The sequence below is a fragment of the Amycolatopsis roodepoortensis genome (genome assembly GCF_024628825.1).
In the GTDB taxonomy this organism is placed as follows: Bacteria; Actinomycetota; Actinomycetes; order Mycobacteriales; family Pseudonocardiaceae; genus Amycolatopsis; species Amycolatopsis roodepoortensis.
The window spans coordinates 19,051-31,678 of the sequence record NZ_CP102415.1; the positions used below are offsets into that span (position 1 = coordinate 19,051).

General features: G+C 68.8%; 12 protein-coding genes. 5 read left to right on the forward strand and 7 right to left on the reverse strand.

Going from position 1 to position 12,628, the window contains the following annotated elements:
* Positions 1 to 7 precede the first annotated feature (7 nt).
* Complete coding sequence (locus NQK81_RS00100) at positions 8 to 835, reverse strand: peptidoglycan-binding protein (RefSeq protein WP_126735133.1); 828 nt, start codon at positions 833 to 835, stop codon at positions 8 to 10.
* 170 nt (positions 836 to 1,005) lie between these two features.
* Here NQK81_RS00100 and NQK81_RS00105 point away from each other — a divergent pair, with 170 nt between their 5' ends.
* The 3 genes from NQK81_RS00105 (at position 1,006) to NQK81_RS00115 (ending at position 5,422) form a co-directional block, all read left to right on the forward strand.
* Entirely contained in the window at positions 1,006 to 1,461 is a 456-nt protein-coding gene (locus NQK81_RS00105; protein WP_257486444.1) for a hypothetical protein, read from the forward strand.
* Positions 1,462 to 1,650: 189 nt separating this feature from the next.
* Positions 1,651 to 3,984: a chitobiase/beta-hexosaminidase C-terminal domain-containing protein gene (locus NQK81_RS00110; protein WP_257486445.1), complete on the forward strand. Its 2,334-nt coding sequence runs from the start codon at positions 1,651 to 1,653 to the stop codon at positions 3,982 to 3,984.
* Positions 3,985 to 4,114: 130 nt separating this feature from the next.
* Positions 4,115 to 5,422, forward strand: a complete 1,308-nt coding sequence (locus tag NQK81_RS00115; protein ID WP_257486446.1) for an aldehyde dehydrogenase family protein — start codon at positions 4,115 to 4,117, stop codon at positions 5,420 to 5,422.
* 1 nt (position 5,423) lies between these two features.
* On the opposite strand, the gene NQK81_RS00120 is transcribed toward NQK81_RS00115, so the two are convergent.
* Positions 5,424 to 6,104 (reverse strand): hypothetical protein, encoded by a 681-nt coding sequence (locus tag NQK81_RS00120; RefSeq protein ID WP_257486447.1) that lies wholly within the window; start codon positions 6,102 to 6,104, stop codon positions 5,424 to 5,426.
* 186 nt (positions 6,105 to 6,290) lie between these two features.
* Here NQK81_RS00120 and NQK81_RS00125 point away from each other — a divergent pair, with 186 nt between their 5' ends.
* Both NQK81_RS00125 and NQK81_RS00130 read left to right on the forward strand, forming a co-directional pair.
* Positions 6,291 to 6,746 carry a DUF4383 domain-containing protein gene (locus NQK81_RS00125; protein ID WP_126735138.1) on the forward strand — a complete coding sequence of 152 codons (456 nt, stop codon included), beginning with the start codon at positions 6,291 to 6,293 and terminating at the stop codon, positions 6,744 to 6,746.
* A 33-nt stretch (positions 6,747 to 6,779) separates the two neighbouring features.
* Positions 6,780 to 7,661 carry a manganese catalase gene (locus NQK81_RS00130; RefSeq protein WP_034318613.1) on the forward strand — a complete coding sequence of 294 codons (882 nt, stop codon included), beginning with the start codon at positions 6,780 to 6,782 and terminating at the stop codon, positions 7,659 to 7,661.
* A gap of 295 nt (positions 7,662 to 7,956) precedes the next feature.
* Here NQK81_RS00130 and NQK81_RS00135 read toward each other — a convergent pair whose 3' ends face one another.
* The 5 genes from NQK81_RS00135 to NQK81_RS00155 all read right to left on the reverse strand — a co-directional run bounded on the left by NQK81_RS00135 (position 7,957) and on the right by NQK81_RS00155 (position 12,628).
* Positions 7,957 to 8,943, reverse strand: a complete 987-nt coding sequence (locus NQK81_RS00135; protein ID WP_257486448.1) for a YihY/virulence factor BrkB family protein — start codon at positions 8,941 to 8,943, stop codon at positions 7,957 to 7,959.
* A gap of 60 nt (positions 8,944 to 9,003) precedes the next feature.
* Positions 9,004 to 9,216, reverse strand: coding sequence for a putative acetyltransferase (locus NQK81_RS00140; RefSeq protein WP_257486449.1), 213 nt, complete (start codon positions 9,214 to 9,216; stop codon positions 9,004 to 9,006).
* Positions 9,213 to 9,452, reverse strand: coding sequence for a glutaredoxin family protein (locus tag NQK81_RS00145; protein WP_126733136.1), 240 nt, complete (start codon positions 9,450 to 9,452; stop codon positions 9,213 to 9,215). The genes NQK81_RS00140 and NQK81_RS00145 overlap by 4 nt, the downstream gene beginning before the upstream one ends.
* A 3-nt stretch (positions 9,453 to 9,455) precedes the next feature.
* Entirely contained in the window at positions 9,456 to 12,344 is a 2,889-nt protein-coding gene (locus NQK81_RS00150; protein ID WP_257486450.1) for a helix-turn-helix transcriptional regulator, read from the reverse strand.
* Between the two features lie 89 nt (positions 12,345 to 12,433).
* A complete protein-coding gene (locus tag NQK81_RS00155) occupies positions 12,434 to 12,628 on the reverse strand; it encodes a hypothetical protein (protein ID WP_192742314.1) in 195 nt (64 codons plus the stop codon).

The following is a 12,628-nucleotide window of genomic DNA, read 5'->3' on the forward strand; positions in this document are numbered from 1 at the left end:
AGCGGGGTCAGGACCGCTGGTATTCCTCCCAGGTCAGCTTCGGCGTGACGACGGGGCCGTCGTCGGAACCGCGGCCGGCGAGGCCGTTGTAGCCGAGGTAGTAGTCACCGGCCTGGTGCTGCGCACCGGACGACAGGTCCGGATCGGAGAGCGCGATGGCGTGGATGTGGTAGGCGAAACCCTGCGCCGGGGTCCGGACCCAAGCCGCGAAGCCCACCTGACGCAGCTTCCGGGCGACGTCGGTCCGCGTGGTCGAGGACATGCCCTCGACGCCGATGTCGAGCGCGCCGCCACCGTCGTGCGTCCCGGCCGAAGCGCCGACGCCGCCGGGGTTGTACGAGCCCTGCGTGATGGTGAGCTGCCTGCCGAGCAGACCTTCGGCCTTCACCAGCATCGCCTTGGTGCGCGTGTTCATCGTCTTGCCGTGGTAGGTCAGGCGGCTACCCGCCGAAACCACCGCGGTGACGGTGTACCGGCCCTCGCCCAGCTTCTCGAGCGACGTCTTGCCCGGCAGGCCGGAGGCGTCGATCCCGGTGTACCCCAGCGACTTCTGGTAGCTGGAGTACGCCGTGATGGTCGACGTCCCGAAATGGCCGTCGACGTACTGCTGGGCGAGCAGTCCCTTGTCGGCCAGCGCCTGCTCCACCAGCACCACGCTGTCCTTGGCGCCGGGGGTCAGCGCGCTGTCGGCCCGGCGCGGGTCGATCTGCGCGGCCTTGAGCACCGCTTCCATGCTGGCCGCGGGCAACGCGGTCACTTCGGCGCCGGCCGGTGCGGCGGCCACGCCGAGGGAGAGCGCGGTCGCTGTCGCGAGCACGGCTACCTTGGTCAACAATTCCTGCCTCCTGAACGGATTCGGTTGTCCGTGCAGCATGGGCAGCGTGAATACAAGGGCCGTACAAACGAACCTTTCTCAGGTCCTTGTCCCCCGGACGGGTGTCACTCCGGCGAAATCGGAAACGAGCTGATAAGACTTCCGGTGGACGCCGAAAGGTCGAGACCCACATGGTGCTACGGACTCAGCCACCCTCGAGGGCTCATCTCAGACTGCTCGCGGCGGCGGACTCGGCCCCGCCGGCTCGGCGCCGGGACCGGTACAGCGAGATCCCCGACCGGCGGCTCGCCGCGATCCTCGCCGCGGAGGACGTGGCCGAGGAACACGGCCTGAGCGCGCACGTCCGGACGACGTGTTACGTCCACCGCGGCTGGGTGCATCAGTGCATCTCCGATCCGATGCACGTCCTGGTCGTCAGCGGGCACCGCTGGTGCCGCCGCTGCGATCGCACGGTCGAAGTCCGGGTCGACGAGACCTTCCCGGGCTCGGTCGAGCTCTTCTGCGACGGTTGCGGTGTCCCGCCGGACACCGTCGCGAACCGCGAGGTCCTCCTGGCCTGCCGGACCAGTCTGAGCGCCATGCACGGCGGGGAAGCGTCGACGCTCTACGTCGTCCCCGACCGCTGACCGGCGCCCGATCGCACCCTCAGTGGCCGCCGAACGGCCGTATCGTCTTGCACTGTCCGGCCGATCCAGTGGTTTGGACCACCACTGTTACCGAAGCGTAATCTGGACATATCGCACGGACGGCTACTTTGTTGTGGCGCGCAACGAATTGCTTCGCCCGTGGATTTCCAACGCCGGAGGTGTCACGACGTGAACCGGATCCTTGTGCGGTCCCCACGACGGAAAGGGGTTCGCGGCGTGCTCGCCGCCGGCCTTTCCGCGCTCCTGATCGCGAGTGGGCTGGGCGGTGCCACCGCCGCGGCCGCCGACTACAGCCAGAGCGCCGCCTCCTTGAACACGAGTCAGGCGCAGTTCTCCTTCACGCCGTCGACGCCGGCGCGGTACGTCGACATCCACTACACCGGCGTCCCGGGGGTGGGGCAGCAGAACGTCCGGATGACCGAAAACGGCGGCACGTGGCGGCACACCGTCGGTGCGCTGTCGGCGGGCACGGTGCTCGACTACTGGTTCACCTACGAGAAGAGCGGGCCGCAGTACGACACCCCGCACTTCACGTACACCCACGGCGGCAGCGGCACGACCGTCGCCTCGCCGACGTTCGATCCACCGGGCGGTAGCTATCCGAGCGCCCGCTCGGTGACGTTGTCGAGCGCGACGGCCGGTGCGACCATCCGGTACACAGTGGACGGTTCCACGCCGACCGCGTCGTCCACTGTGTACACCGGACCGATCACGGTCTCCGCCACCTCGACGATCTCCGCGATCGCGCTCAAGTCCGGTTCGGCGAACTCCCCGGTGGCGTCGGCGAGCTACACGATCGGATCGACGCAGGCCACGTGCCCGGCACAGGCCGAGGTCCCGGACTTCGGCCCGAACGTGCGGATCTTCGACCCCGGCATGTCGGCGTCGTCGATCCAGGCCAGGCTCGACGCGGACTTCAACGCGCAGAAGGACACCCTGACCGCGCAGTTCACCGAGCGCCGGTACGCGCACCTGTTCAAACCCGGCGTGTACAACGGCATCCACGACAACGTCGGCTACTACACCTCGGTCGCGGGGCTCGGGCAGAACCCGGGCGACGTCGTGATCAACGGCGACGTGACCGTCGACGCGTTCAACGAGTCGGACAAGGGGGTGGCGCTGCAGAACTTCTGGCGCTCGGCGGAGAACCTGGCCGTCGTCCCGAGCAGCGGATCGACCCGCTGGGCCGTCGCGCAGGCCGCCCCGTTCCGGCGGATGGACATCCGTGGCGGGCTCCAGCTCTACCCGGCCAGCTACGGGTTCGCCAGCGGTGGCTACACCGCCGACAGCAAGGTGTCCGGGCAGACCGCGTCGATCTCGCAGCAGCAGTGGTACACCCGGGACAGCAGCTACGGCAGCTGGGACGGCGGGGTCTGGAACATGGTCTTCTCGGGGACGAGTGGCGCGCCCGCCAACACCTTCCCGAACCCGCCGGAGACGACGCTCGGCACCACGCCGGTGTCCCGTGACGTCCCGTATCTGTACCTCGACGGCTCCGGCAAATACCGCGTGTTCCTGCCTTCCTTGCGCACCAACGCTTCCGGGCCGAGCTGGGCCAACGGCGGCACCCCGGGCAGCTCGCTGCCGATGAGCCAGTTCTACGTGGTGAAGGCGGGGGACACGGCGGCGTCGATCAACACCGCGCTCTCCCAGGGCTGCAACCTGTTCTTCACGCCGGGCGTCTACCACCTGAACCAGACGCTCAACGTGACGAAGGCGAACACCGTCGTCCTCGGCGTCGGCTATCCGACGCTGGTGCCGGACAACGGTGTCGACGCGATGAAGGTCGCCGACGTGGACGGCGTCCGGATCAAGGGCCTCCTGTTCGACGCCGGGACGACCAACTCGCAGTCGCTGCTCACGGTCGGGCAGGCGGGCTCGACGGCGAACCACTCCGCGAACCCGACCACCCTGCAGGACGTGTTCTTCCGGATCGGCGGCCAGATCGCCGGGAAGGCGACGAACAGCCTGATCGTCAACAGCCGTGACACGATCATCGACCACATCTGGGCCTGGCGGGCCGACCACGGCAACGCGGGCACCTACGGCTGGACGATCAACACCGGTGACACCGGCGTGGTCGTCAACGGCGACAACGTGCTGGCCACCGGCCTGTTCGTCGAGCACTACCAGAAGTACCAGGTGATCTGGAACGGCCAGAACGGCAGGACGATCTTCTTCCAGAACGAGATCCCGTACGACGTCCCGGATCAGGCCGGCTGGAAGAGTCCCAACGGGCTCAACGGATACGCCGCGTACAAGGTGGGGGACAACGTGACCTCCCATGAGGCGTGGGGCCTGGGCAGCTACTGCTTCTTCAACGACAACCCGTCGGTGAACCTGTATCACGCGTTCGAGGTGCCGAATCGCTCCGGCGTCCGGTTCCACAACATGGTGACGGTTTCGTTGAACTACAAGGGGACCATCACGCACGTGATCAACGACGCCGGGGCGGTGACGCCACCGGACACGCGGCCGAGCAACCTGGTGAGCTACCCGTAGTGTCCGTCCCCTGAAGTACGTGAAGGACCCCTTCACTGCGTCTAGCGCAGTGAAGGGGTCCTTCACGTTTCTCTTCTGTATAACGCCCTATACCGAGCGGCGACAAGCGCCCGAGGTTAGGCTCAGAACCATGATCAGCACGGATGCCCAAGCCGTCGTCGAAGAACTGCGCGACCTCTTTCGATCCGGCGTCACGAAGCCGGTGGAGTGGCGGCGGACGCAGCTCGCAGGCCTCAAGAGGCTCCTGTCCGAGCAGGCCGACGTCTTCGTCGAGGCGCTCTACGCCGATCTGCGCAAGAACGCCGTCGAGGCGAAACGGGCGGAGATCGCGCTCGTGCGCAACGAGATCGACCATACGCTGGAGAACCTCGACGCCTGGCTGACCCCGGAGCCCGCCGGTCTCCCGAACCCGCTGCGGCCGGGCGAAGGCCGCGTCGTACGCGAGCCGCTCGGGGTCGCGCTGATCATCGGGCCGTGGAACTACCCGTTGCAGCTGGTCCTCGCGCCGCTCGTCGGGGCGTTGGCGGCGGGGAACTGCGCGGTCGTGAAGCCGAGCGAACTGTCCCCGAACACCTCGGCGGCGATCGCGGAGCATCTGCCGGCCTACGTCGAGGGTGTCCGGGTCGTCGAGGGGGCGATCCCCGAGACGACGGCGCTGCTGGAGCAGAAGTTCGACACCATCTTCTACACCGGGAACGGCACGGTGGGCCGGATCGTCATGGCCGCGGCGGCGAAGCATCTCACGCCGGTCACGCTGGAACTGGGTGGGAAGAGCCCGGCGATCGTCGAGCCTGGAGCCGATCTCGCGGTGACCGCGCAGCGGCTCGCGTACGGCAAGTTCGCCAACGCGGGCCAGACCTGCGTCGCGCCCGACTACGTCCTCGCGATCGGTGACACCGGCCCGAAGCTGGCTGAGCACCTTGCCGAAACGATCCGCGCGATGTTCGGCGAGGACCCGGCCACCAGCGACTCCTACGGCCGGATCATCTCGACCCGCCATCACGACCGGCTCGCCGCCTTGCTGGGCGACGGAACGGTCGTCGTCGGCGGGCAGGCCGACCGCGACGAGAAGTACATCGCGCCCACCGTGCTCACCGGCGTCTCACCGGACGCCCCGGTGATGCGGGACGAGATCTTCGGCCCGATCCTGCCGATCATCGACGTCCCCGACGTCGACGCGGCGCTGGCGTTCGTCAACGAGCGCGACAAGCCACTGGCGTTGTACGCCTTCACCGAATCGGAGGAGACGAAGCGCCGGATCGAGACGGAGACGTCGTCGGGCGGGCTGGTGTTCGGTGCCGCGATCATCCACCTCGCGGCGCCGGAACTGCCGTTCGGCGGGGTGGGGGAGAGCGGGATGGGCCGTTACCACGGGCGCTACTCGATCGACAACTTCAGCCATGTGAAGGCCGTGCTGGACAAGCCGCTCGCGGGGTGAATCACCGGCCTGCCCGGCTGCCCTCGTAGGCGCGCTCACGTAGTCCGCTGATCCAGCCCGGCCGTGGCTCCCAGCCGGGCGGTGGGTTGAGCATGGGATCGATGGCGGGACGAGGGGAGTCGTCGTCGACGTCGTCGAGGGTCAGCCTCGCGCAGGGGTTCCGATGCCCGTTCGCGCGGACGGTCTCGAAGAGGAAGGTCACCGGCCCTTCAGCGACCAGCCGCCTCAATCCGTCCAGCGAGGCTTCGGCGTGCCGTGACGTCTCCGCGCGGGCCGACAGCCAGACCAGTTCGCCCTTCGTGCGGTAGGGCAGCAACGTGCTGTAGCGGCCGGTGGTCCAGGCGCGAGCAGGCCTCGGCAGCACGCGGCCGACGAGGCCGGTGCCCGAAGTGGTCAACGTGAGATCCCACGGATGGCCTCCGACGGCGGGGATCCGCACCGCCAGCCCCAGCGCGTCAGGCACGCGTCCCGGGAGACCGGCGCCCTTGGACATCCGCACGGTGACGGCGACCGGTTCCTCCGGCAGGGCGAGCTCATCACGCCGTAAAGCCTGAAGTTCACCGTTGAGCAGTAGACCGTTCGGGTGGAAGGCCCGGGCGCCGCGAAGTGCCGCCAGGGCGTGAAATCCGGCGCGGAAAAGCCTGCCGGCGGGCCCGGCCTGCGATGTGTCGTCCTCGGCCACGATTTCCACCCTCCTGATGACGTGTGTGCTCCGCAGGGGCTACCCCGGACAGGCCGGGTTACACGGGAATTCGCACGGAATCGAAAACCCCCGTTTCCCGGTGTGACGGGCTTTCCCCCGGGTACTCGCGTGCTGTTCGCCCATCGGGCGTCCGACAGTCCTGTTCCACCTGGATCGGAGGAAATCATGACTGCATCGCCGGCCACGGTTCGGCGGGCTCCGCGCCAGCTCATCGCCCTCGGCGTGGGCGCGGTCTTCCTGCTCGTCGGCATTCTCGGCTTCATCCCCGGCGTCACCACGAACTACGACCAGCTGAGCGGTGCCGGGCACGAGTCCGGTGCGTTGCTGCTCGGCGTGTTCCAGGTGTCGATCCTGCACAACATCGTCCACCTGGCGTTCGGCGTCGCGGGCATTCTGCTGGCCCGGACGGTGAGCGGCGCGAAGGCGTTCCTCGTCGGAGGCGGGGTGATCTACCTCGTGCTCTGGCTGTACGGGCTGCTGATCGACCACGGGTCGGCGGCGAATTTCGTGCCGGTCAACACCGCCGACAACTGGCTGCACCTCGGGCTCGCTGTCGGGATGATCGCACTCGGGCTCATTCCGCTCTCCGGTTCCAAGGCGCCGATCGCCGACTCGCGCTGACCCGTTCTCCCCTCAATTCTCTGGAGGTTTTCTGTGTTCCGTCATACCAAATCGCTCCAATTCGAGGCCAAACCGGAAAAACCGGACGCTTTGTACGCCCGTAAGCTGCAGGAGCTCATCGGTGGCGCCTACGGTGAAATGACCGTCACCATGCAGTACCTGTTCCAGGGCTGGAATTGCCGGATCGAGGGTAAGTACAAGGATCTGATCATGGATACGGCGACCGAGGAGATCGGTCACGTGGAAATGCTCGCGACGATGGTCGCCAGGCTGCTCGAAGGCGCGCCCGCCACCATGGTGGCCGAAGCCGCGAAGGATCCGGCCACCGCGGCCATCCTCGGCGGGATGGACCCGCAGCAGGCGATCATCTCCGGTGGCGGCGCCACGCCGAGTGACAGCCAGGGCTACCCCTGGAACGGCCGCTACGTCGTGGCCTCGGGCAATCTGCTGGCCGATTTCCGGGCGAACGCCGCGGCGGAGGCGCAGGGCCGCTTGCAGACGGCCCGGTTGTACAACATGACCGACGACCCCGGTGTGAAGGCGATGCTGCAGTTCAACCTCGCGCGGGACACGGTGCACCAGAAGCAGTGGCTCGCCGCGATCGAGGAACTCAAGGCCGACGGCCTGGAAAGCGACATCGCGCCGACGGCGTTGTTCGACGAGGAGAACCAGGAGCACAACAACACCATCTGGCATCTGTCCGACGGGCCGGACGGTTCGAAGGGTGGCTGGAGCTTCGGCGAAGACGGCATCGAGTACCTGATGGAGCCCGAGCCGCTCGGCGGGCCGGGCACCGCTCCGAAGCCCGACCCCGCGCTTTACGGCACCTACGCGCCGCTGCAGGACGCGGTCGGGACGGTCAAGGGCAAGGTCAAGGACGCCAAGAAGAAGGCCACCAAGTCGAGCAAGAGCTAGCGCTCCGAGGTGAAGGGCTCCTCCCCGCGGCTGTGGGGAGGAGCCCTTCACCTGTGTGGGAGACGGCCTTGCCACAGGGACGCGGGCGCTTCCTTGACTGTCCACAGGGGACTGTTCGGGGATTGGCGATATCCGATATGGGTGCTTTACGAGGGGGTCGTGAGTGGCAATGCTCGTTCTAACCCTCTTTGCCACTCACGACTCCTCGAAAAGTGTCCCTTGCGGACAGTCTGCCAAAGGCGTTTCTTTGGCGGCTCTGCTCCTTCGGGCCAGTCGAGGATTTCCAGTTCGTGTGTCAGTCGGCGTTCTTGGTTTCGGCTTCGGCGACCGCGGCCGCTTCGTCGTCGTCCATCGCCGCGGTGTCACGCGGCGGGAGGAAGGGCTCGTCGTCGGCGAGGTATCCGGAGGCCTGCTCTTTGCCGCGCGCGAGTTCGGCGTCCAGTTCGGCGCCGAGGAGGACCGCGATGTTCGAGATCCACAGCCAGATCAGGAACACGATGACGCCGGCGAGCGAGCCGTAGACCTTGTTGTAAGACCCGAAGTTGCTGACGTAGAAGGCGAACCCGGCGGTGGCCGCGGCCCAGAGCAGCACGGCCACGAGGCCGCCCGGCGTCAGCCACCGGAATTTCGGCTGCCGCACGTTGGGGCTCACCCAGTAGAGCATCGCGAACGCGAGCCCCGCCAGCAGCGCGATCACCGGCCATTTCACGATGTCCCAGACGAGGACGCCGGTCGAGCCGAGACCGATCAGGTCGCCGAGGTGGCGGGCGATTCCGCCGGTCGCCACCACCCCGGCGGCACACAGGGCGAGCACGATCAGCACGGCGATGGTGAGTCCGATCCGCAACGGCACGGTCTTCCAGATCGGGCGGCCTTCGGGCATCGAGTAGATGACGTTGGACGCACGCATGAACGCGCCGATGTAGCCGGATGCGGACCACAACGCGCCCGCGGAGCCGATGATCGCCGCGGTTCCGGCCAGCCCGCCGGTCTTGGACAGCTCTTCGATGGCGCCGATCAGGATGTCCCGGCCCTGGCCGGGTGCGATCCGGCCGACGTTCTCGACCAGTGCCTGGGTGGCCGACGGACCCATCAGGCCGAGGATCGCGGTCAGCACGAGCAGACCGGGGAAGAGCGAGAGCACGCCGTAGTAGGTGAGCGCCGCCGCCCAGTCCAGCATGTTGTCGCGGTTGAACTGGACGAATGTCCGCTTGAGCACGGCCCACCACGATCGTCGGGACAACTCGGTGGGACCGTCCGGGTCTTTCGCTGTGGCAGCCAAGGGAACCTCCTGCTGGGGATTCCTTGGCTTACCCGGTGGCGCCGGGGCGAAAACGGGTGATCAGGCCGGGCGAGGGCGCGGCGGTGGTGGGGGCGGGACCGTCTTCGCCAGCACGATGTCGGCCAGCCGGATGGTGGCGAGCCCGCGTTTGGTCTCCACCGTGCATTCCGTGTCGTCACGGGAACGGAGGTAGCCGAGCGCGTCGGTGAACCCGCCCTCGATCCGGTACCGCACGACGACCCTCGTGCCGAGCGGGACGTCCGGCAGGGTCACCGGTTCAGGTGGGCGGTGAGCTCGTCGTCGCTCGGCTCGACCAGGTGGGTGCCGTCCGGCCAGACGATCGTCGGGATCCGCCGTTCACCGTTCTGCAGCGCCCGCACGGTCTCCTCCGCGCCGGAATCCGCCTCGACGTCGACGTAGTCGTACTCGATGCCCTTCGAGTCCAGGAGGGCACGGCTGCGTTTGACGTCGGGGCACCAGCCGGCGCCGTACACGATGAGGTCGCTCATGGATCACAGCATGCCAGGTCGCGGTCCGGCGGCGCGTTCGGCGAGTGCCGCACGGTCGGCGAGCCCGGTCTTGGCGAGCAGGCTCGCGACGTGTTTCTCGACCGTGCGCGGCGAGATGTGCAGGCGGGCGCCGATGTCCTTGTTGCCCATCCGCTCGGCGAGCAGCACCAGGACCTCGTATTCGCGCACGGTGACGCCGGACGCTCGCAGGTCCACGGGGACGCGGTCGACCCCGGAGCGGCGCTGCCGGACGGGGGCGCCGAGTTTGCGCAGGAGGGTCCGGCACGCGGCCGCGACCGCCGGGATCTCCCTGCGATGGAAGTACTCTTCGGCCTCCTTGAGCCAGCCGGCCGGATCACCCCAGCCGTCGGCGGCGGCCGGTTCGGCGATCAGCCGGAGCCCGAGATGCCGGGCGAGGGGATAGGGCGCCGACGTCTCCAGCGCGGAGGCCACCGCCTGCCCTGCCGCCACCGCGTCGCCTCGTCTGCCGTGCTCGACCGCGTGCGCGAATTCGACGAACTGCCGGTTCCACCGCATCCCGCTCACGGCGGAGCCGTCCTCCGGGCAGGGGGCGCCGTGGAGGGTCTCGACCAGCGTCCGGAGCCCGTGCCTGCCGGCGAGGTGGAACCGGCTCGGCCGCCGGTCCTCCAGCTCGACGACCTGGCCGAGTTCGCGGCGAGCCCGGTCGAAGTCCTCTTCGAGCAGTGAACAGAAGACCCGCGCGAGCCCGATGCTGAGCACCATCTCCTGCGCGTTCTCGCCGCCGCTCTCCCGGAAGTCGTCGAGCGCCTGCTCCATCGCCGGGCGGTCCGCCCGGTGCCCGGCGGACATCGCTCTCGTCATATGGGCGTATTGCAACAGCGCGGTCAACCGGAGCCTGCCGAGCACGGCGAGGTTCTCCGCCAGCAGCGCGTGCGCGGTGCCGAATTCGCAGCGCAGGATCGCGTGCATGGTGCGCACGGAATCGACCGCGCAGTGCAGCGTGATCGACCCGGTGCGCTGGGCGTCCGCGCGGGCGAGCAGCAGGGTCTGCTCGTCGCCGTTCATCAGCACGCGATGCCCGCCAAGGCGGACCAGCGCCTGGGTGCGCAGATGGTGGAGATGGTTGTCCTCGGCGGTCCGCCGTGCGAGCTGCATGTAGTGCTCGGATTCGGTGAGGTCCCGCGACAGCGCGAGCATGCCGAGCACCTGCAGTGCCTGGCACACGACGAACGGCTGCTCGGTCGCCTCGGCCACCTTCCAGGCCTGGCGCGCGAGCCGTTCCGCCGTGTCCGCCCGCCCGGGAACGTCCAGCCAGAGGTTCGCTTCGACGGCGTCGAGCGCGGCTCGCTGAGCAGGCGAGATCGCCGAACCGAGGGGAGCGCGGGCGCGTTCGATCTGGGCGAGGCATTCGTCGTGCCGCCCGGCGATGTAGGCCGCCCAGGCGAGCTGGGTATGCAACTTCGCGGCCCGTTCGAGGGTGCCGATCTCGCCGAATCCGGCGGACAGCTCGACGGCGCGGTCGAACTGACCGGTCTGCCCGAGCGCGTGCACCAGCGTCTCCAGCACTTCGGCCCGATCACCCGCGTCGGCCCCGGCGAGCAGGTCGACGGCCTTGGTGAGCATCGTGACCGCGGAGTCGGCGGCGCCCGCGTCGAGGGCGCGGCGGCCGGTTTCGGCGAACAGGCGTCCGGCCGCCTGTTCGTCCAGCGCGGTCAGCCGGAGCGACGCGACGAGCGCGCACAGGTCACCCGGCAGCCCCGGGTAGAGCTTTTCGACGGCGTCGGCGGCCTGACGGGCGAGAGCCGCCTTCCGTGCCGGTGACTGGCGTGCCAGCAACGCTTCGGCGGTGAGCGGATGACGGAAGGCGTACCAGCCGGGTGTCGTCCCGTCGGTGGTCACCAGGTTCGCCGAGACCGCGGCGCTCAGGTGGTTGTGCAGAGTCCGGTCGTTGGTGCCGGTGACCGTCTGGACCACCGTCAGCGGGAAGCGGCGGCCGATGATCGCCGCGACCGACAGTAGTTCGCCCGCCTGCTCGCCGAGTTGCTCCATCCGGACGCCGATACTGGTGACCAGCGCGGCGGGAACGCGGGCGCGGAGTTCGCCGATGACTCGCCAGCCGTCGGGGCCCTCGACCAGCAGTCCGTCGTTCACCATGCCGTGGAGCAGTTCCTCGACGATGAACGGAAGGCCGGCGCTGTTGCGCCACAACAGGTCCGCCGCGGCCGACGGAAGCCGCTCCGGCTCGGTCTCGAGGCAGGCGGCGGCGAGGGCGCGGGTGTCGGCGAGGCCGAGCCTGCCCAATTCGACGACGGCGCAGCTCATCCGTTGCGCCCCGGAGGTCGCCAGGCGCAGTGCGTCGGAGGGTTCGTTGCGGAGCGTTCCCACGAAGAGGACGTGCGCCGAGGACAGGTTGTCGACGAGGTATTCGAGAATGAACAGCGTCTCCGCGTCGGCGTCCTGGAGATCGTCGAGGACCAGGAGGGCGCCGCGGTCGCGGCTGGTGACGGCCAGCAGCCGGAACACCGCTTCGGCGAGCACCAGCAGGGAGCCCGACTCCCGCGGCCGGTCGCCCCGGCCCCAGTCGGGGATGAGCTGGGCGAGCACGGGGACGAACGGGTCCAGTTCGGCCGCCGACGGCGGGCCTCCGCCGCGGAAATGCGACCACAGCGCCTGGGCCAGCGGACGGAACGGGACGAGCGGGCCGATCGAACCGGCCCGTCCTTGCAGCACCGGGATTTCGGCGGAGACCGCTCGTGCGGCGGCTTCGATCGCGAGCCGGGACTTGCCGATCCCGCCTTCACCCACGAGGAAGATCGCGCCGCCGCGACCCGCGATGGCGCGATCGAGAGCTCCGGAGAGCTCGGCCAGTTCGGCGTCGCGGCCGATCACCCGCGACGAACGGATACCCACCGCCGTGACTATAGCGAGCGGATTCCCCCGTCACCGGCGCGAAATGATCACGGAGGCGGGCGGCGCGAACCCGCCTCCGTGAGCCTGTCTCAGATCCAGCCGCCGGTGAAGACGCTGACGACGGACGGCGAACCGGGGTCCGTGGACAGGGTGGCGAGCGGGTTGGCGCTCAGCCGCGGCTTGCCGCCCGCCAGCGCGTGGTTGCGCGAGCCGACCTCGAGGGCGCGCGGCAGGTTCACGGCGCCGAGGACGTCTTCGGTGGCGGGCAGTTCTCTGTCGTACAT